22 protein-coding genes, 1 pseudogene and 1 riboswitch are annotated in these 20,308 nt (G+C 34.5%); of the genes and pseudogenes, 15 read left to right on the forward strand and 8 right to left on the reverse strand.

The genetic code is table 11. From position 1 onward, the window contains the following. Positions 1 to 617 precede the first annotated feature (617 nt). The 3 genes and pseudogenes from BBI01_RS06555 to BBI01_RS06565 all read left to right on the forward strand — a co-directional run bounded on the left by BBI01_RS06555 (position 618) and on the right by BBI01_RS06565 (position 2,888). Positions 618 to 1,178 carry a hypothetical protein gene (locus BBI01_RS06555; protein ID WP_123862101.1) on the forward strand — a complete coding sequence of 187 codons (561 nt, stop codon included), beginning with the start codon at positions 618 to 620 and terminating at the stop codon, positions 1,176 to 1,178. Positions 1,179 to 1,218: 40 nt separating this feature from the next. Beyond that, positions 1,219 to 2,142, forward strand: a pseudogene (locus BBI01_RS06560) (RHS repeat-associated core domain-containing protein); the annotation flags it as partial. A 17-nt stretch (positions 2,143 to 2,159) separates the two neighbouring features. Continuing rightward, positions 2,160 to 2,888: a hypothetical protein gene (locus BBI01_RS06565; protein WP_065393873.1), complete on the forward strand. Its 729-nt coding sequence runs from the start codon at positions 2,160 to 2,162 to the stop codon at positions 2,886 to 2,888. Between the two features lie 128 nt (positions 2,889 to 3,016). On the opposite strand, the gene BBI01_RS22750 is transcribed toward BBI01_RS06565, so the two are convergent. After that, a complete protein-coding gene (locus tag BBI01_RS22750; protein WP_165602227.1) occupies positions 3,017 to 3,172 on the reverse strand; it encodes a hypothetical protein in 156 nt (51 codons plus the stop codon). A 42-nt stretch (positions 3,173 to 3,214) separates the two neighbouring features. On the opposite strand from BBI01_RS22750, the gene BBI01_RS06570 reads away from it, so the two are divergent. After that, complete coding sequence (locus tag BBI01_RS06570; protein WP_065393874.1) at positions 3,215 to 4,180, forward strand: NAD-dependent epimerase/dehydratase family protein; 966 nt, start codon at positions 3,215 to 3,217, stop codon at positions 4,178 to 4,180. A gap of 85 nt (positions 4,181 to 4,265) precedes the next feature. After that, positions 4,266 to 5,018, forward strand: a complete 753-nt coding sequence (locus tag BBI01_RS06575) for a polysaccharide deacetylase family protein (RefSeq protein WP_065393875.1) — start codon at positions 4,266 to 4,268, stop codon at positions 5,016 to 5,018. Positions 5,019 to 5,184: 166 nt separating this feature from the next. Here BBI01_RS06575 and BBI01_RS06580 read toward each other — a convergent pair whose 3' ends face one another. Together BBI01_RS06580 and BBI01_RS06585 are read right to left on the reverse strand one after the other, a co-directional pair. Continuing rightward, complete coding sequence (locus BBI01_RS06580; protein ID WP_065393876.1) at positions 5,185 to 6,390, reverse strand: metallophosphoesterase; 1,206 nt, start codon at positions 6,388 to 6,390, stop codon at positions 5,185 to 5,187. 71 nt (positions 6,391 to 6,461) lie between these two features. Then, positions 6,462 to 7,529, reverse strand: coding sequence for a 3-oxoacyl-ACP synthase III family protein (locus BBI01_RS06585; protein WP_065393877.1), 1,068 nt, complete (start codon positions 7,527 to 7,529; stop codon positions 6,462 to 6,464). 101 nt (positions 7,530 to 7,630) lie between these two features. Here BBI01_RS06585 and BBI01_RS06590 point away from each other — a divergent pair, with 101 nt between their 5' ends. The 8 genes from BBI01_RS06590 (at position 7,631) to BBI01_RS06625 (ending at position 13,914) form a co-directional block, all read left to right on the forward strand. Next, complete coding sequence (locus BBI01_RS06590) at positions 7,631 to 8,200, forward strand: hypothetical protein (RefSeq protein ID WP_065393878.1); 570 nt, start codon at positions 7,631 to 7,633, stop codon at positions 8,198 to 8,200. 3 nt (positions 8,201 to 8,203) lie between these two features. Next, the gene (ubiE, locus tag BBI01_RS06595; protein ID WP_065393879.1) at positions 8,204 to 8,935 is read left to right on the forward strand and encodes a bifunctional demethylmenaquinone methyltransferase/2-methoxy-6-polyprenyl-1,4-benzoquinol methylase UbiE; all 732 of its coding nucleotides are present in this window, start codon (positions 8,204 to 8,206) and stop codon (positions 8,933 to 8,935) included. A 3-nt stretch (positions 8,936 to 8,938) separates the two neighbouring features. Continuing rightward, entirely contained in the window at positions 8,939 to 9,721 is a 783-nt protein-coding gene (porT, locus tag BBI01_RS06600; RefSeq protein ID WP_065393880.1) for a type IX secretion/gliding motility protein PorT/SprT, read from the forward strand. 139 nt (positions 9,722 to 9,860) lie between these two features. Beyond that, positions 9,861 to 10,163, forward strand: coding sequence for a hypothetical protein (locus BBI01_RS06605; protein ID WP_065393881.1), 303 nt, complete (start codon positions 9,861 to 9,863; stop codon positions 10,161 to 10,163). Next, entirely contained in the window at positions 10,163 to 10,450 is a 288-nt protein-coding gene (locus BBI01_RS06610; protein WP_045495179.1) for a cell division protein ZapA, read from the forward strand. The genes BBI01_RS06605 and BBI01_RS06610 overlap by 1 nt, the downstream gene beginning before the upstream one ends. A gap of 232 nt (positions 10,451 to 10,682) precedes the next feature. Then, positions 10,683 to 12,248 carry a ribonuclease Y gene (gene rny, locus BBI01_RS06615; RefSeq protein WP_065393882.1) on the forward strand — a complete coding sequence of 522 codons (1,566 nt, stop codon included), beginning with the start codon at positions 10,683 to 10,685 and terminating at the stop codon, positions 12,246 to 12,248. 73 nt (positions 12,249 to 12,321) lie between these two features. Next, the gene (locus BBI01_RS06620; protein ID WP_065393883.1) at positions 12,322 to 13,563 is read left to right on the forward strand and encodes an MFS transporter; all 1,242 of its coding nucleotides are present in this window, start codon (positions 12,322 to 12,324) and stop codon (positions 13,561 to 13,563) included. A gap of 171 nt (positions 13,564 to 13,734) precedes the next feature. Further along, positions 13,735 to 13,914, forward strand: coding sequence for a hypothetical protein (locus BBI01_RS06625; RefSeq protein ID WP_065393884.1), 180 nt, complete (start codon positions 13,735 to 13,737; stop codon positions 13,912 to 13,914). 92 nt (positions 13,915 to 14,006) lie between these two features. Here the strand turns inward: BBI01_RS06625 and BBI01_RS06630 are convergent, their stop codons facing one another. From BBI01_RS06630 to BBI01_RS06650, 5 genes are all read right to left on the reverse strand, one after another. Beyond that, positions 14,007 to 14,942 (reverse strand): YeiH family protein, encoded by a 936-nt coding sequence (locus BBI01_RS06630; protein ID WP_065393885.1) that lies wholly within the window; start codon positions 14,940 to 14,942, stop codon positions 14,007 to 14,009. Positions 14,943 to 15,276: 334 nt separating this feature from the next. Next, entirely contained in the window at positions 15,277 to 16,152 is an 876-nt protein-coding gene (locus BBI01_RS06635) for a LysR family transcriptional regulator (RefSeq protein ID WP_065393886.1), read from the reverse strand. Between the two features lie 123 nt (positions 16,153 to 16,275). Further along, positions 16,276 to 17,583 (reverse strand): voltage-gated chloride channel family protein, encoded by a 1,308-nt coding sequence (locus BBI01_RS06640; protein ID WP_185114344.1) that lies wholly within the window; start codon positions 17,581 to 17,583, stop codon positions 16,276 to 16,278. A gap of 31 nt (positions 17,584 to 17,614) precedes the next feature. Continuing rightward, positions 17,615 to 17,682: riboswitch (Fluoride riboswitch) on the reverse strand. 142 nt (positions 17,683 to 17,824) lie between these two features. Continuing rightward, positions 17,825 to 18,664: a GLPGLI family protein gene (locus BBI01_RS06645; RefSeq protein WP_083190025.1), complete on the reverse strand. Its 840-nt coding sequence runs from the start codon at positions 18,662 to 18,664 to the stop codon at positions 17,825 to 17,827. A 153-nt stretch (positions 18,665 to 18,817) separates the two neighbouring features. Continuing rightward, positions 18,818 to 19,285, reverse strand: coding sequence for an acyl-CoA thioesterase (locus BBI01_RS06650; RefSeq protein ID WP_065393887.1), 468 nt, complete (start codon positions 19,283 to 19,285; stop codon positions 18,818 to 18,820). A gap of 118 nt (positions 19,286 to 19,403) precedes the next feature. On the opposite strand from BBI01_RS06650, the gene BBI01_RS06655 reads away from it, so the two are divergent. Together BBI01_RS06655 and BBI01_RS06660 are read left to right on the forward strand one after the other, a co-directional pair. Beyond that, positions 19,404 to 19,757, forward strand: a complete 354-nt coding sequence (locus BBI01_RS06655) for an arsenate reductase family protein (RefSeq protein WP_083190026.1) — start codon at positions 19,404 to 19,406, stop codon at positions 19,755 to 19,757. A gap of 3 nt (positions 19,758 to 19,760) precedes the next feature. Beyond that, positions 19,761 to 20,204, forward strand: a complete 444-nt coding sequence (locus tag BBI01_RS06660) for a hypothetical protein (protein ID WP_065393889.1) — start codon at positions 19,761 to 19,763, stop codon at positions 20,202 to 20,204. Positions 20,205 to 20,308: the final 104 nt, after the last annotated feature.

Genomic DNA, 20,308 nt, shown 5'->3' on the forward strand with positions numbered 1-20,308 from the left:
AATGGGAAACTGAGTTACAAAGAGTCTTCTGATATGGGAGGAAGTAAGACAGCTCGTGATATGTTGAAAGGTGCTATTGATAATCACAGAACTGACTATCAGATTAATTCAGATAATACAAGAGGGTCATCTATACAAGAAATTCAGGGTAGAGGAGAAACAATTGATGGAAAAGCAGGCTATACACAAGTTTTTGACTTAAATATAAATACTAATCAAATAGATGGTTTTATAAATGGTGCTAGTCAATCTTTAAATCTTTTAACGATGGGATATGGAGTGACCACTCTTCATGAAGTAAGCCATAAATATAATAATTTAATAGATGGATTTGTTGGAGATGACGGAAAAGAATATTCTGCAACATCTATATATGGTATGCAAGGTGATAACGAAAAAAAAGTCATTAATGTAATTAGAACTGAATTAGATAATTCGAAAGGGTTTAAACTACCGTTCGGTCAACGAAAATCTTATTCTCCAATGGATTCAGGAGGTATTAACTTTAGTGCATTTAGTAGTGAGGCATACTCTAAAGGACCATTGAAAGTTGATCCTAAAACAGATTTATATATTAAAATTCCTCGAAAATAATAAACTTAATACAAAAATATAAAATGAAAACTTATCAAGTACTTGTATACTGTATAGCTCTTGTTACGTTTATCGGTTGTAACTCTCAATCAAAAACAATGTATAATGAAGCATATGCAATTGTAAGTAAGGATTTTATCGGTAAAGAAGTTTCAATAAAAGAATTTGGAAAAGATGTTTCAGGGTTATATATTTATGATTCAATCTATCCCTATCCTTTAGATAAAAACGATTCTAGCAATTTTTATAAGAATATTTTATCAGAAAAAGATGAAATAAAACCTTTAAGAAAAGATGAAGATCTTAAAGAGTTATCTGGCAAAAATATGAATAGTAATTGGGAAATGAATGCACAATTTAAAACCGTATTTAAAACTGTTGTACAATATCAAGGAATTCCAAATGGACCATTAAATGCTGCTATATTTTCTGAAATTAAAGATAATCAATTAAGAATTGATGTTGTACCCTTTTTTCAAGGAAGTCCCAAATATTGTGGGTCAATTGCCAAATATTACTTTAAGTTTGATAAAGCTAAAATTATTGAAAATAAAAAATGGACTGATCATTATGAATGTTGGTAATACAAGAGCTACCAATAGATAGCTTTATAATTATAAGTACAACGGTAAGGAGTTGCAAGAGACAGGTATGTATGATTATGGAGCGAGGTTTTATATGCCGGATATGGGAAGATGGGGAGTATTAGATAATTACAGTGAAAATTATTTTCCTATTTCTCCTTATAGCTATGTAGCAAACAATCCTGCTAAATTTGTTGATATAAATGGGGAGTGGATATACATTAATGACAAAAACGGAACTCAATATAGGTATCACAATGGAGCGACACAACATCAAGTAGATGGAAAATGGACAAATGTGGATGCAAATACTACATTATCGGATTATGTTGTTCAGACTGTAGCAGGTTTAAACCATTTAGACAAAAATACTTCCATAGGAAATACAATGATTGGATATTTTGACCAAGCACAAGGTACAGATGGAAAAGTTAGAGATATTTATTTTAATCATACTAATGGAAGCTCACAAATAAAATATGGTATAAGCAATATAATTGAGTTAAATACATCTTCCACTAAAGGAGTTTGGACAACTTTGGGAAATGATTCTAAACATTCTCCTTTATACACAACAATAGCACATGAAATGGGACATATTTACGAAAACTATGCTTTAAGAGTAACTTCCCAAGCTGACACGAGATTCGGTCCCAATAGCACCACAGCAGAAATATACGGTACACACGTAGAGAATATTGTAAGGGCTGAGTCTGGTCTGCCACTGCGGACAAATTACGGTAGTGTATGTTTAGGATCCTCTTGTATTCCTAATAGTGACGGAAGGTTAATAGATAATGCGGGAAGTAGCATTTATTATAACTCAAAGGGAGGTCAAATATCTCCTATTCCAAGTGTTCAAAGCGTTCTTAATATAAATAATACAATATTACAGAATAGGTATAATTATAATGGAGCTGCTGCATACTATCAATTGCAAAAATTTAAAAATCGCCCGCGATAACCTATAAATTATTGAAAATGAAAAACATTGTTTTATTATTCAGTATTATGTTATTTTTTTCTTGTAACTCTCAAGAAAAGATTTCTTTGAAACAAATGAATGAGAATTTATTAAAAAATAAAAATTCTTTTATTTATCTTGATTCAGCAACAATTAAAATACTTACAGAAGGATATACGATTTTTAGATTGTTGGGTACAAAGTCCTGTAATATCCATCCCGATAAAAAATATTCTAATATTTATATTGAAGACGGTTTTCACGATGAAGAAGGTTTTTACAATGGGATTGTTATTATAGATAATAAAAATATTTGTGAGATTACAACAAGCCCTTATAAATTGCGTCAAGACAGTCTTTTCTATACTAAAGTCAATGAAAAAAATGAAATTGTTTTCTACACAAAAAAACTTTCTATGGAAGATTTTAAGAATAAATATCCTGATGAATATTTTCGGTATGAATTGGTTAGTCAAGACAAAGTGAACGATTTTGAAAAATGCTTAGCAATAGATGAATATACACCAAAATCAATTGTTTATACTCGAAACTATTACTTTGCAGGAAAAGGAATTAAAACTTATAATTTACCAATAAAGTATAGTGATATTAAAAATGGCATAGAAGGATTGCCTTATTTTAAGGAAGATAAGAAGAAAAAATTCACAGAGTGTATAAATAATTTAAACATATTGAAAATATATAATAATTCACCTAACGACACAACTCTGTCTAATAGTAATTAGAAATGCTTATATTCACGATTTTATGGTGTGGATAACTAGTCCTGAAAAAGGTTGACTAGTTTAATATATCAAATATAGTTAAATCAGAGTAGGAATTTTCCTATTCTGATTTTGTCTTTTATAGGTTTTTAATTTACACTATAGATTGCAATTATTTCCTCCCGCTCATATCCAACGATGACCACCTCGTGAACATCTACCAGTTTGCCTATTTTATTCTGTGGCATTTTCCCTTCACAACCCCTTCCAATTTTTAAATTCACCTTTATTATTATGGTTGACATGTTTTTTTTACTTTTGTACAATTCTAAAAAAAAATCTGAAAAATGGAATCCTATACGGAAAGAATACTGATTACGGGTGCTTTGGGACAAATCGGCACCGAGCTTACCAACAGACTTGTTGAAATTCATGGAGCGGAAAACGTTGTTGCTTCAGGACTGGACAGATGGCAGGAGGGAATTACCTCTGCAGGTCATTACGAAAGGATGGATGTTACCAATACCCAATTGGTAAGACAGATTATCCACGATTATGAAATCACTACAGTGTATCACTTAGCGTCATTGCTGTCTGGGACGTCAGAAAAGCAGCCTATTTTCGCTTGGAAATTAAATCTTGAACCTTTGCTTCACTTTTGTGAAATGGCGAAAGAAGGACTTCTTGAAAAGATTTTCTGGCCAAGTTCAATCGCTGTATTTGGAAAAGGAATTCCAAAGCATGATGTAGGACAGGATGTAGTATTAAACCCAACTACCGTTTACGGAATCTCGAAAATGGCAGGGGAGAAGTGGTGTGAATACTATTTCGATAAATATGGAGTAGATGTAAGAAGTATCAGATATCCTGGATTGATCTCATGGAAAACTCCGGCTGGAGGTGGAACTACTGATTACGCCGTTGAAATTTTCTACAAAGCAATCGAAGATGGAAAGTATACAAGCTTTATTTCCGAAGATACAGGAATGCCAATGTTGTATATGGACGATGCAATCAATGCAACTCTAAAATTGATGGATGCTCCAAAAGAAAGTCTGACAGTTCGTTCGTCTTATAACTTAGGTGGAATGTCATTTACACCAAAAGAATTGGCGGAAGAAATCAAGAAAGAAATTCCAGATTTTGCAATCGATTACAACCCTGATTTCAGACAGGCAATTGCAGATTCATGGCCAGCTTCAATTGATGATTCCGTAGCTAAAAAAGACTGGGGACTGACTTACGATTTCGGAATTTCTGAAATGACCAAAGACATGATCAAGAATCTAAAAGTAAAATTAGCTAAGGATTAATTAATGTAAAGTAAGGATTTAAGTAAACTTTGTTTTAACATCTGATTTTTAACTAATTATAATTTTTATCTAAAATTAAATTTAAATGATATTATTGACTTTCAACATTACGAATATTGACGCTGATGCAAAACACGGCTTCCAAATTACTGATGAAGAGAGATTGAAAATCATAGAAGAGAATACAAAAGCTATTCTTAGAATTTTAGATATTCATGATACAAAAGCAAGCTTTTTTGTGGAGATTTCTCTTACGGAAAAATTGCAGAATCTTATAAAAGCAATTTCATCCAAAGGGCATGAAATTGCTTTTTATAATAAAGATTCAAATCTGGAAAAAATAGAAAATGCCAAGAAGAATATCCAGGATCTTCTAGAAAAACAGATCAGGGGAATTCGTCAGAAAGATGTAAAAATTCCACAGCAAGATTTGAAGCTTTTGGAGTTTAATTATGTTTCCAATATTGACAATGCTAATATCCTTTTTCCGTTCAAACGTCTCAAAAGAGATACGGTGATTTCCGAAGAAGACGGATTGAGTATTGTGCCGGAAAGTATTTCTCCGTATAGTCAATTGCCTTATAATGATTTTGTGTTTCAGATACTGCCGATGAAGTATTATCAGAATATGGTGCTAGAAACTTTGCAGAATGAAGAATTTGTTTTGATTTATCTTAATGCCTGGCAGTTTACAGATTTTAAGAAGCATCGTTTTGATATTCCTTTTTACAGAAGCTTATTTTCAGGCAAAAAAATGGAGGACAAACTAGATGCCCTCCTTAGCTTTATCAACGAGAAAGATATGGCTACTTCCCGTATGAAAGATTATATTTTTTAGGGATTAGGTTGTAGATAGTAGGTAGCTGGAATAAGAGACTATTAGGGTGTTATTTCTCAAAATATCGATATTTCATTTCTTAACTGTTAACATTGAATATTACACTTAAAAAAACTCGCAACCAAACAACCCGCAACTCATAATTCGCATCCTGAATCCTGAACCTCTAACTCAGTTCAAAAAGAGTGATTTCCGGCAATACTCCAACTCTTCCCGGATATCCCAATACTCCGAATCCTCTGTTGACATAAAGTAATTTTCCTTCGCTTTCATAAAGATCTGCCCATTTTGGATAACGATACTGAACCGGTGACCATTTTACATTTTTAAGGTCTAAACCAAACTGCATTCCGTGAGTGTGTCCGGAAAGAGTTAAATGGATGTCTTTTGGGTGCTTTTTTACGACATAATCAAAGTGAGTAGGATCATGGCTCATTAAAATCTTTGTAGCGGATTCAGGAACTCCTTGTAAAGCATCATCAATCTTCCCGAATTGTGGAAAAGGTTTTAATCCCCAGTTCTCAACACCCAGGATGTAAAGCTTTTCTCCGTTTTTCTCAATGATTCGGTGCTCGTTTCTCAACATGTCAAAACCAGCCTGTTTTTCATAATCAATCAGGGTGTCAAGATTTTTCTTCTTAGCATCAGGAGACTCCCATGTGACATAATCTCCATAATCATGGTTTCCTAATACCGCAAACTTGCCATCTTTAGCTTTGATTTGAGAAAATAAAGGAATAAATGGTTTGAACTCATCAGCTACATTATTTACCATATCTCCCGTAAATAAAACAAGATCAGGTTTCTGCTCATTGATCAGGTCTACAGCATGTTGTAATTTACTAGGATCTGCGAAGCTTCCGCTGTGAACATCAGAGATCTGGATGATTTTGTATCCTTTGAAACTTTTGGGAAGTTTAGGGAACTTTACTTTTACCTTTCTTACTTTATGGCGATATTTTCCAAATGTGATCCCATCAATGAATAATGCAGAAAGTACACCGCTCATTCCTAGTCCTACAAGACTCAGAAACTTTCTTCTTTCCGGAAAGAAGTTTTCCGTAGGTTTTGTAAAGCCAATAAGATAGCCTCCCAGCCTGATAAGATCGTCAATAAGTAAAAATAAAACGACAAAGATTTTAGGAAGTATAAATACTAAAAATACTGAGATCATGATCTGAGCTTTCAGCATACTTCGATCTGTTCGCTGATAATGAGTGACTTCATAAGCAAAAACAGCGTACGCGATTAAAGAAATAACCCAATATCCGGTTCTTATCCAGAAGTTGTCTGTAAGTGTTCTGATTGCCTGATAAATGTAAATCTCCAAAAGAAGGAAGATTCCGGCGGTGATTAAAAGATTTTTTGGCATATTCTGATTCAAAAAAAGCACAAAAGAAGACTTCCTTTGTGCTTTTTATATATTTAAAAATTAAAATTATCTTAAGGAAATCTGTAAACGATAGCATTGATGTTCATTCCGGCACCTACCGAAGTCATCACAATGTTACCTTTATCCTTAAACGTTTGACCTTGCATTTTTCCTTTAATTATTAAATCATACATCGTAGGAATTGTTGCAACAGACGTGTTTCCAAGGTCTTGAATCGTCATTGGAGAAATAGCGTGATCATATTCTTTCACATCGTAAAGTCTGTGAAGTCTTTCGATCATAGCATAATCCATCTTAGCATTTGCCTGGTGAATAAGGATTTTATCGATATCTTCAATAGAAAGACCAGCATCAGTAATGGTATCTTTAATCGCTACAGGAACGTTTTTAAGAGCGTATTCGTAGATTTTTCTACCTAACATTCTTACATATAAACGTTTTTGATCTACCTCTTTGTTGATGGAAGGTTGGTTTTCAAGATAGTTTAATTCAGGTCCGTTATCGCAGATGGTGTTATGAGCAATAATTCCCACATTTTCTTCATCAGTTGCCTTTACTACTACAGCTCCGGCACCATCAGCAAAGATCATTCTGTTTCTGTCATGCGGATCTGTTACTCTGCTTAAAGTTTCAGCTCCAATAACAAGAATGGTTTTAGCAACTTTAGCTTTAATAAGGTTGTCTGCTAAAATCATACCTTCCACCCATCCCGGGCAACCGAAAATCATGTCATAGGTTACACATTTTCTGTTTTTAATCCCCAGTTTATTCTTAACTCTTGCTGCCATTGTTGGCATAAAGTCAGCGTATCCGTTCTCAGTAACTTCCCCGAAATTACTCGCGTAAATAATATAATCCAGTTCTTCGCCGTCTACTTTTGCATCCTCAAGGGCAATTTTTGCGGCTTCATAACCGATCTGTGAATTGGAAAGATCATCCTCAATGAATCTCCTGTTTTCGATTTCTGTAATTTCTACAAACTTCGCAATGGTCTCTTCCACAGGCTTTTCAATCTTTACTCCGTCTTCAGTATAGAACTCGGAATTCATGAAGTAATCTCTACCAATAACTCTGTTCGGAATATAACATCCAGAGCCAATAATGATCGTATTCGGCATTCGTTTATATGATTTTTTTAAAGATGCAAAGTTAATAATTAATATTAATAACGGAGAATTAAAAATATTATTAAATTTGCAAAAATTGTACTTTACAATCTATGAAAAACAACCCATCCTTAAAAGGCTTACTTATTGCAGCTGTGGCATTTATCCTTGCCTTTGGGATCTACTTCCTTTTTTTAGCCAAGAAGAATTATTATGTTGTAGATAATCCTACCCCGAATACGTATTACTTTAAAATCAATAACGGTTCTGAAGGAATCATATCAGCGGGGCAGTATGTGCATGTGGATTTGAATAAGGGAAAAAACTCTATTCAGGTTTTCGATCAGAATAAAAAAATGCTGTACGATTCGGCATTTGAAGTAAACAAACTACGCGGTTTGCTTAACATTGCACATCAGGATTACTATGTGAATGACCAGTACTACGGGTATAACCTTAAAAAAGATTCGTTATTGACGGCTCTTGATAAAACCGTTATTGACGGGAAGGATTACTACGGAGGAGCAAAGCGTTTCAACAAGCTTTACACAGAAGATTTTTATTACAATGTAGATGAAGATTATGACAAAGTGATCAAGAATATCCAGAAAGTGGAATCAAGATCAAAGATCTTCAGAAAGCAGGATTACCTAAATTATTATAAAGAATATTACAAGTTTTAAGTTTTGACAAAAGATATCACTAAAGTTACTCCCTACAATTCAGAGGCTACAAAGAAAAGCCAAGTAGAGGATATGTTTGACAATATTGCGCCGAAGTATGACCTTCTGAACCATGTTTTATCCATGAAAATTGACGTTTTATGGAGAAATAAACTGGTAAGATGGATGAAAAATGATAACCCGCAGGAAGTGCTGGATGTGGCTACAGGAACGGGAGATCTGGCAATTACCATCGAAAAAGGAACGGGTTCCAAAGTAGTTGGTTTAGATTTATCACAACAAATGCTCAATGTTGGCGTTATTAAAATAAAAAAACTTAAATTAGACGGCAAAATTTCCATGCAAAAAGGAGATGCAGAAAATTTACCTTTCGAGGAAAATAGATTTGATGCTGTTTCCGTTGCATTTGGAGTAAGGAATTTTGAGAACCTTACCAAAGGTTTGGCAGAGTTAAGAAGAGTAGTTAAAGATAACAAGAGTGTTTATATACTGGAGTTTTCAAAGGTTGAGGGTTTCATGGGACCATTTTATATGTTTTATTTCAAAAATATATTACCTGCAATAGGTAGGCTGGTTTCCAAAGATAATAGGGCGTATACATACCTTCCGGATTCTGTAAATGCTTTTCCTTTCGGGGAGAAGATGAAGCAAATTCTTTTAGATACGGGATTTAAGAAAGTTGAATATAAAAAATTAAGTTTAGGTATAGCCACAATTTATAAAGCAACAAAGTAACCTATGAATAAATTTCTATTAAAAGCACTGGTTTTAACCTCAGTAAATGTTGCCGTTTTTGTAAACGCGCAATTTAGAACCCGAAACAGAATGGATAAGTTGGAAGATTTCGACGAGCAAAAATTCAGTTGGGGGTTTTATTTGAACGGGAATAAACTAGACTACCGAATTGTACTGCATCCAAGGTATGGGATGCATGAAAATGAAAACCTTGTTACCTCTAAGGAAAGTTACAGTTTCGGTGCTGGGCTTATTGCAAAATGGAGACTCAACGACTATCTTGATGTAAGATTAGAACCGGGATTACAGTTTGCACAAAGACAGTTGACTTTTAATACGCAATCTAATGACATCTACGCCGGCGGATCTTTAACGAATCCTCCTTTTATGCCGATTCCTCTACAGGAAAAAGATAAAGTAAGAGAAATTAAATCCACGTTGGTAGATATTCCGGTGTTATTGGAACTTCATGGGATGAGATGGTACAATTCAAGACCTTATATTGCTGCTGGGGTAAACTATATCGTAAACCTACAGTCTAATGCTTCATCTACGGATGATAATATGCAGGGAATTTTCAGATCAACGACGCATAACTTTGCATGGTCTGCAGAAATGGGGATCCAGTTTTATTTCAACAAATTCAAACTGACTCCGGCAATCAGAGGAACATTCTTAATGAACAACGAGAAAGTGGCAGATAATGCTACTACACCTCCTTATTGGGCTTCTGCAATCTCTACACTACAGACAAGAGCGGTAATGTTTGTTCTGAAATTTGAATAAGAAAATACTACATTAAAAATACATAGGAGGTGCTTCTGCATCTCCTTTTTTGTTTACACCTCAAAATATAAGACGTTTTATTTTTGTTAGTGTTAATATTTTTTTATTTTTGCTTCTAGTTAGAATATACAAACCTGAAATGCTTCAAGATTTAGAAAACAATTTTTCAGAATTAGAGAGAAAAATTTCGACTCTGCAAAAGAACTATAAAAGTCTTACAGAAAACTTAGCAGAATTAAATATTGAGCATGAAGAGTTGAAGAAGAAGTATGATGAGGAGAGAAGAAGAAATCAGGTATTAGCAGAAGAACAAAAAAATATAAAACTTTATTCAGCAATATCAGGAAATCCTGAACACAATAGATTAATGAAGAACCATATCAATAGATTGGTAAAAGAGATTGATTTCTGTATTGCTCAGCTTCAAAACAGTGGATTATAATGGAGGTAAGGAGAATAACCGTCAATATTGCAGGAAGAGTATATCCGCTGAACGTACCGGCAGCAGAGGAAGAAACTTTGCGTAAAGTAGGGAAGCAGATCGAGAATATGATTAAAGATTTTGAACAGAACTTCGATGTAAGAGATAAACAGGATGCTTTGGCAATGTGTGCCCTGAAACTGGGAACCAATGCAGAAGTAGTTTCTCTTAACTACGAGAAAAATATTAATTCAACCAACGAAAGATTACAACAAATCAATCAATCGTTGAATGAAATCGGGAAATAGATTTTTTTTCCTGAAACAAACTGCCTACAATGATTCTAACACATTAAAGGTAAACTCAACGCTAAACAATTACCGAACAAATGTCCTCTGAATGGCGTGCCGGACTTCCGGATTACAGACAGTGGAAATCAGTTCAAATCGTGTTGATTAGGAGTTTACTCTCAATCTCTGGATTATTGTGGGCTTTTTTTATTTTAAAGGATATGAATACAATTAAAACTCAATATAAATTATGATAGAAGTTATAGTAGGTGTTGTTTGTTTAGTAATTGGTGCAGCTGTGGGAATACTCTTCTCAAAAAGCTCTCTGAATACTAAAGCAAAATTCATCATAGATGATGCCAAGAAAAACGCCGAAAACCTTATAGAAAAAGCTAACGTTCAAGCTGAATCCACAAAGAAAGAAAAGAATCTTCAGGCTAAGGAAAAATTCCTAGAATTAAAATCTCAGCATGATGCAGACATTCAGTCACGTGAGAAAAAAATGCAGGAAGCTGAAAAAAGAACGAAGGATAAAGAACATAAGCTGAATGACGAACTTAGCAAGACAGGAAAACTTGAGAAAGACCTTGACAGACAGATTGCAGACTACGCTAAGAAAAACGAAATCTTAGAAAGAAAACAGCAGGAATTAGATACAGCTACGGCTAAAAAAGTAGAAATACTTGAAAAAATCTCTAATTATACAGCAGAGGAAGCTAAAGCAGAATTGGTAGAGACCATGAGAGCTGAAGCTAAAACAAGAGCTCAGGCACACGTTCAGAGCATCATGGAAGAAGCTCAGATGAATGCTAAAAACGAAGCGAGAAAGATCGTTATCCAAACCATTCAGAGAATCGGAACAGAGCAGGCAATCGAAAATTCAGTATCAGTATTCAACATTGAATCTGATGAAGTAAAAGGTAGAATTATCGGTAGAGAAGGTAGAAATATCCGTGCTTTAGAAGCAGTAACAGGAGTTGAAATCATCGTTGATGATACTCCTGAAGCAATCCTTCTTTCATGTTTCGATCCGGTAAGAAGAGAGATCGCAAGACTATCACTTCACAGATTGGTTACCGATGGAAGAATTCACCCGGCAAGAATCGAAGAAGTAGTAGAAAAGACAAGAAAACAAATCGAAGAAGAGATCATTGAAGTAGGGAAGAGAACGATCATTGATTTAGGAATCCACGGATTACACCCTGAATTGATCAAAATCGTAGGTAGAATGAAATACCGTTCTTCTTACGGACAAAACTTACTACAGCACTCAAGAGAAGTAGCAAATATCGCTGCAACAATGGCTGCTGAATTAGGACTAAACGTAAAACTGGCTAAGAGAGCAGGTCTGTTACACGATATCGGTAAAGTACCTGAGCAGGAATCAGAATTGCCACACGCTTTATTAGGAATGCAGTGGGCTGAGAAATACGGTGAAAATCCAGAGGTTGTAAATGCAATTGGAGCTCACCATGACGAAATTGAAATGAAGTCTCTATTATCTCCGATCATTCAGGTAGCAGATGCTATTTCAGGAGCAAGACCAGGAGCAAGAAGACAGGTGTTGGAATCTTACATCCAGAGATTGAAAGATCTTGAATCTGCAGCATTAAGCTTTGATGGAGTATCCAGCGCTTACGCAATCCAGGCAGGTAGAGAATTAAGAGTAATGGTAGAAAGTGGAAAAGTAAACGACGAAGTAGCTTCCCAACTATCTTACGACATCTCTGAAAAGATCCAGAACGAACTTACTTATCCTGGACAGGTAAAAGTAACAGTGATCAGAGAAACGAGAGCTGTGAATATTGCAAGATAATAATCGAATCAAGATATTTTATAAAAACCTTTCAAGAAATTGAAAGGTTTTTTATTTTTATCAAAACTTAAAAATGCAAGAACTGTCATTATCTTCAAAACTGAAGTACATTTTCTCTATTCCCGTTATTATTTCTGCCTTAGGCTATTTCGTAGACATATACGACCTACTTTTGTTTGGAATCGTCAGGATCCCAAGTTTGAAAGCTTTAGGGCTTAATCCGGATGCTGATGGAACCTTTATTCTCAACTGCCAGATGGTAGGATTGCTTATCGGAGGTGTGTTTTGGGGAATTTTCGGAGATAAAAAAGGCAGACTTTCCGTCCTTTTCGGTTCTATTCTGGTCTATTCATTAGCAAATATTGCCTGCGGTTTTTTACCTTATTTCCCAAAAGAGCATTTAGTATATCAATACGCCGGTTTAAGGTTTATAGCAGGAATAGGCTTAGCTGGTGAGCTTGGAGCCGGAATTACGCTCGTTTCTGAAAGCCTGCCGAAGAATTTAAGAGCTATTGGAACCTCTGTAGTGGCTGGATTTGGATTAATGGGGGCTGTTGTGGCACAATTAACAGTAGAATTAGCCGGAGGATGGAATATTTCCTATATCATCGGAGGTATAATGGGGATTATGCTGCTCATACTGAGAATAAGCGTGTCAGAATCCGGAATTTACAAGAATATTGAACATAAAAATGTCTCCAAAGGAAATTTTCTCTCCTTTTTCACCAATAAAGACAGACTCATAAGATACCTGAAATGTATTGCTGTAGGATTGCCGACCTGGTATTGTATAGGGATTTTAGCTGTTTTAGCTAATCAATTTGCGCCTGAATTTGGTATAAAGGACATCAGCCCAGGAAAAGCAATTATGTGGGCTTATGTAGGGATTTCTGTTGGTGATCTGATGAGTGGCTTTATTTCCCATGCTTTAAAATCCCGTAAAATGGCAATATTTTACATGCTGTTGTTTACTTTAGTTGGAGTAGCAATTATGCTGTTTGGAAACACAGACACAGAAACGAAATATTATATGTTTTGTGTATGGCTGGGACTGGGAACCGGATATTGGGCGATGTTTGTAACCCTTGCAGCAGAACAGTTCGGGACGAATATCAGAAATACGGCAACCACTACAGTTCCGAATATGGTAAGAGGATTAGTCCCGGTAATGATCCTTGCATTTGATTCCCTTAAAGGTAACTTCTCTGTAGTGATAAGTGCTGCTATTGTAGGGGTAGTGGTCTTTGGTTTGGCATTTTATTCCTCATGGACAATCTCCGAAACACATAATAAAGACCTGGAATTTACAGAGTGATTTAAATCCTGTTTAATATTTAATTATTAAGTTGTTGTGGTTTTGAATATTTTAATTTAGTTTAAATCAATTGTTTAGTTAAATTTATATTAAAATTTGTTGCGTGTAATTAATATTTGTTTAACTTTGAAAGGTAACTAAAACTATATTGTTTCATCCAAAACCAATCACATGAATATTATTAAAAACGCTAAAAAATTAAGAAAAGAAGACCTTAAAAGTATTACAGGAGGTATCGGAAAAATCGGTACTCCAGAGACATCACTTTGCGGATGTAGCTGTACAGGAGCTGTAACAGGACCTAAATACTGTGTTGACCTGATCTCATGTCCACAGGTAATGACCTGCTAATTTGTCTGGCATTCAGAATTTCAATTTGAAATAAACATTTCCACATTTAAATAGGCGGCACCCTCTTGATCTCTTGAGGGTGCCGCTGTTTTTTAATGAATGATATAAAGTAAACTTCCGATACTAATAACAACCCAAAGAAGTACGGCAGTAAGCAAAGGTTTAAAACCTATACTTTTTAACGTCTGAAGTGAAAGGGTAGAACCAATAAAAAATAAAGTAAGATTTAATCCGGATTTTGCTACCGAAGTTATAGCTGTACTGAATTGATCCATAAAAGGGAAATAAGTATTCAGAAGAATCGCAATAATGAAATATCCGATGAACCAGGGAATTTTTATTTTTGAATCCTTACTTTTAAAAATAAACATTGTTATCAACGATACCGGGATGATCCATAAAGCACGTGCAAGCTTCACCGTTGTAGCTATTTTTAAAGCTTCATTTCCATACTTACTGGCTGCTCCTACTACGGAACTTGTATCATGAATTCCAACCGCACACCACAGTCCAAACTGTTCTTGTGAAAGATTCAGAAGATGTCCGATTGCCGGATAAATAAATAAAGCAATAGAATTTAGAGTAAAAACGATGGCTAAAGCCAAAGAGATCTGCTTTGTATTAGGTTTAATGATCGGAGCAACGGCAGCAATAGCACTCCCCCCACAAATGGCTGTTCCCGCAGATAAAAGGTAAGAAAGCGGTCTTTCCAGTTTAAATATTTTTCCTAAAACATACCCCAAAAGCATTACCGTGACAATACTTACAACTGTCAGCATTAATCCTGTTTTTCCGGCATGAAGCGCCTCATCCAGTTTTAATCCAAAACCTAATCCCACAATCGAAATCTGCAAAAGCAAATGGATATATTGATGAAGCTGTTTCTCAAAGGGATTTCCCATAAAGACAGCCAATATAAAACCTAACGCCAATGCTATCGGAGAAGATATCATGGGTGTCAGGCACAAAATAGCCAGTCCTATAAAAATTATTTTTTTGTTTGTTTCATTTTGAATGAAATCTTTCATATTGCGAACTTTTAAATATGGAGCAAAATTCGACTATATGTTATTACAAAGTAAATTGTATTTTGTTATATTGGATAACTATAAGTTATAGATAAAAGATAAAAGATAAAAGATAAAAGATAAAAGATAAAAGATAAAAGATAAAAGATAAAAGATAAAAGATAAAAGATAAAAGATAAAAGATCTTGCTGCTAAACTTCAATATTTGCTTGGCAATATCAATAGGGTTGGGCTTTAGCCCATCCAAATAAAAATAAACATTCCATTGGCTTTAGCCAAAACTTAAAAAATAATACGTTTTTAATCAAATTAAAACATACAACAGTTGTTGAAACTACTCTGCAAATCTTAAAAACAACTCTATAAGTTCAGATTGTTCACCTTTAGGAAGAATAAAATGAAAATCCCTTTCAATACTGAAGTTTTTAATATCTATAACGGTAAGAACATTGTTTTTAAGTTCATTCAGGATTGTACTGATAGATAGAAATGCCATGCAATCGGAATGAAGAAGGTAATTTTTGATACTTTCACTGCTTCCAAGCTGAATGACAGTATTTAATTCATGAATGTTAACTCCTTTTTCCTTTAACCGGTTTTGTATAAACTCCAGAGTTCCTGAACCTTGTTCTCTGAATATAAGATTAAGGTCATAAAGATCTTTTAAATTTAGAGTTTTGTGAGCCAAAGGATGATCTGATTTTGCAGCCAGAACAATTTCATCTTCTTTAAAAGTTCTGTAATCAAAATATGAGGATTGAGATTCTCCTTCGATAATCCCAAGATCTATTTTTTCCTCTTTTAATAAAGTAGAAATGGCTTCAGTATTACCTGTTAAAAGCTCAATTTTAATATCCTTGTAATAAGAATTGAATTTTGCTAAAATCTCAGGCAAAATGTATTGTGCAACCGTAGTACTGGCTCCGATAATCAATTTTCCTTTATGCTGTTGGTTGATCTGACTGATCTCAAATTCAAGATCGCGGTATATATTTCGGATCTTTTCAGCATATTCATACAGAATCTTTCCACTTTGGGTAAGCTGGATAGAAGTTCCTTTTCTGTCAAACAATTTTGTTTCCAGCTGAACCTCAATTTCCTTAATATGTTTTGTAACCGCCGGCTGTGAGATATGAAGCTCTTCGGAAGCTTTGGTAAAACTTAATCTGGTAGCCACCGTATGGAAAACTTTTAACCTGTAATCGAACATTCGACAAAAATACGGATTATAGTTGTATTTTGAGTAGAAGTGTAGTGATATAGGTTTCGTGTTTCGTTATACGAGTTGCTTAAAAGATACTGTACAAGATTTTTTGAATTTTTGACAAAGTGTTTAAAGAAAATCTGAAATAGATCTATCCTGTTGATTTTCATATCTCCTGTTTTTAGCTTCACCAATCTTTTGTTTGGTATAAATACTGTTGTGCCCCGAAAGCAGATAAGAAACCACGCAGGCAATAGCAACATAAACGCCACATTCAGCTCCGAATAGCTCAATACCCATCAGCATACACGCTAAAGGTGTATTTGTTGCACCTGCAAATACAGCAACGAATCCCATTCCGGCAAGTAATCCAAATGGCAAAGGAATAAATAATGATAATGCACTTCCCAAAGTTGCCCCAACAAAGAACAAAGGAGTTACCTCGCCACCTTTGAAACATGCCGAAAGAGTAATGATGGTAAAAATCATTTTTAATGCAAAATCATAGAAGGGAAGTTGCTTTTCAAAGGATTCAAGAATCACAGGAACTCCCAATCCGATATACCTTGTCGTTCCCATTAATAAAACAGCCAGAGCAATGATAATTCCGCCTATAACCGGACGAAGCGGAGGATATTTAATTTTTGATTTAAAAAGAGAACCAGCCCAATGAATCAATTTACTAAATCCGGCTGCACAGGTCCCAAAAGCAATACCTGCCAAAATACTGTAAAGAATTGGCAGTAATTCAAGTTTCGGAATGAAATCAATGTGATAATGAGTGTGCTTTACATTCCATAAATTCGTAGCCCAATCTGCCAGTATAGCAGAAGCAAAAGCAGGAAATATAGCATTATAACGTATTCTCCCGATAAGAAAAACTTCAAGTCCGAAAACAGCTCCGGCAAGAGGAGTTCCGAACACAGAGCCAAATCCGGCTGCAATAGATGAAATGATCAGTATTTTTCTTTCATTTTTGTCGAGCTTGAAAGGCTTAGTAAGTTGATCTGCTATCGCACCTGCCATCTGAAGTGCCGTGCCTTCACGACCAGCCGAACCACCGAAAAGATGAGTCGCAATAGTTCCCAGATAAACAAAAGGAGCCATTTTGAATGGAATAATCTCTTTGGGATCATGAATATTATCAATCAAAAGATTGTTTCCGGCTTCAACATCCTTTCCAAAATAGTAATATAAAAGCCCGATCAGAAATCCCGCAAAAGGAAGTAAGGCAATTAGCCATAAATGGTTTTCTCTAAAGTTGGTTGCCCATTCCAATGACTGTAAAAAACCTGCAGAAGCCGTTCCTACCAATGCTCCAATGATAATACTGATGCACAGCCATTTGAAAATATAAGGTATTGCCGGGAATTTTCTAAAGAAAAACTGAGTGTGAAAAATTGCTTTTTTACCAAGTGTTCGTTGATTTTTTGACATAATAATCCTGATTAGTTATAGGTTAATAATCTATTAATCAGGCGTCATCAGCTTTTGTATAGCGGTTGGGTAAGGAAGAGCACCATTTCCTTTTTTGATACTGCAAATATAATAATTTAGGATAAAATATAAAAGATTTTGCTGTTAAACTCAATACTTGCTTGGCGATATCAATAGGGTTGGGCTTTAGCCCAACCAAATAAAATAACCAAGGCATTGGTTTTAGCCAAAACCTAATGATCTAATATATCGGATAATGCATTGCTTTATCTATTTCAAGAGGATTATTATACTTTCTGATCACTTCCTGCATACTTTTAGTTTGTGTATTCAGTTCATCTACATTATGAATTTCTTTTCCATTGATATTAATTCTTAGATCATTATTGGATTTGTTCAGATTATTTCTTTCAAAGGCAAAAGGGTCGTTATAAAATTCCATGATCAGTTTATGCTTTTGCTTTTCATTAATAGGAATAGCTTTATTTCCAAAATTCGATTCAAGGAAGTCTTCTGTTGCAAAAATTCCCGGAAGTTCCTGGCTTTTGATAAGATTATAAATAAAGTTTTTCTTATCATCGGCTAATTCAAAAATCAGTCCTGGAAGCCCTCTTAGCTTAAAAGGTCCTTCGTTGAATGGGATATCCTTACAGAACCATGCGGTCCAGTTTCTTCCTCCAAATTGAGTAATCGCTTTCTGTAAAGTGTAATTTTCTGCCTTTTTAGTTTCGTTGGAAATAGTCCAGTTGATCTTATCTGTGGTTTTGAATGAATAATATCCATTTTTGATATTGATGAAATTTTCATTGTCAAAAGAATTAATTTTCCTTTTCACAACTTGTCCGGTCATATCCGTATAGCTGGAATTCATTCCGAATTTTTTATTCAGTGAATCCGTGGTAGCAAGATCTTTTCCATAAAATTTAACTTCTTTCGGGGTGATATCCAATATCATGTTCAGCTTCTGATGCCCTGTTTCAGTAGAATCCATTTTGTATTGTAATTCATAAATGAACCGATGGGTTTGAGCCTGAAAAAAAGTTACGAGTAAGACAGCTGTAACGGTGAATATGTTTTTCATATGATGATTTAATGGTTTGACTGTGATTTAATTATATCTTAAAATAAAGTGAAAATAAACTTTCTATTTAATATTAATTCCAGGTTATATATTTTATATCTATTCATCAAATACTTTTACACTCAAATTATAAAACATCCCAACATTACACTTCTACAAAAAAGGTTTCATTTCATCTTCAATCTGAGTTCTCAGCTCCATCAGGCGTTTGGCATACTGTTCTTGTTGTTTCTCTTCTGGTGTTTCTGGGATCCATTTGGGTACCGGAAGTTTTTTACCATTCTCATCCACAGCAACGAAAACAATGATGCAGTGCGTTTTTTTGTCAAAAGTAGGTTGTTTCAGGTTTCTGGAAAATACATTAATGGAAATGTGCATACTTGAAGTTCCTGTATAAATTACCTGTGCATCTACTTTTACCACTTCACCAATTTTGATGGGGTCATAGAAACGGATTCCTCCTACATATACGGTTACAGAATAATTTCCGCTCCAGGTTGTTGCACAAGCATAGCCTGCCTGATCGATCCATTTCATTACACTTCCTCCATGTACATTCCCGCCGTAGTTTACATCTGATGGTTCTGAAATGAATTGAAAAGTAATAGGTTTGTTCTGCATCTTTTTAAAATTTTAATAAAGTTATTCAATAATTTCCAAAGTTTTAGATTAAATCCTACTTTTGAAACACGAAAAGAAAATGAAGTAGAATTTTAACAAAAACCGATTAAAAATAATAATGAAGAAAGTATTTTACCTTAACACATGCGATACCTGTAGAAAAATTTTAGCGCAGTTTGATCTTACAGACTGGGAGCTTAGGGAGATAAAAAAACAACCAATCACCAAAGAAGAATTGGAAGAGATGCATAAACTGATCAAGTCGTATGATGCTTTGTTCAGCAGAAAATCTACACAGATTAAGTTGAGAGGGCTGGATGTGAAGTCTTTGGGAGAAAAAGATTTCAAAGAATTAATCTTAGATCATTATACATTCTTAAAGCGTCCTGTTTTTATGACGGATAAAGAGATCTTTGTTGGAAATGATAAAACAAATGTAGAAGCTTTAAGAAAATTCTTCGGAGTGATATAATTTATGGGATTTGGATTAGAAATCTATCTTATTTTTGATGTGGAAGAACCTTTTGAAAAATATATGGAACTAAAAGATCGGTATCTTTTTGATCATAGAAATGGCTTGAACCTAATGATGACGGGAGAGGGAGATGCTGGTGATGAAGATCGGTTATTAAGACAGGTAGAAAAGGTTTTAAATATTGATCTTACATTGATAGATTTCTGGGATTATGCTGATGAATATGAAGGCTACATAAGTATAAAACCTTTATATATGAAGCTGATTGAATTAGAAGATGTATTAGTGAAGAATTCTGAATTTTATAAGAAAATATGCTGGGGGCATGATATAGAAAATGGATATTTGAAGGATAATTTTTTACAGGATGTTCGATTTTTAATTGAAAGACTAAATCTGAATCTCAAAAATGGAGCAACTCTTGTAAAATATATCTCAGATTGAAAATTTTATATTGAAGTAAAATTTACGAAAATAAATCAGCCTCGCAATTTTTACGAGGTTGATTTATTTTTAATGAGTTAATTATTAAATATCCGGGAATAGGA

Source organism: Chryseobacterium artocarpi, assembly GCF_001684975.1.
Classification (GTDB): domain Bacteria; phylum Bacteroidota; class Bacteroidia; order Flavobacteriales; family Weeksellaceae; genus Chryseobacterium; species Chryseobacterium artocarpi.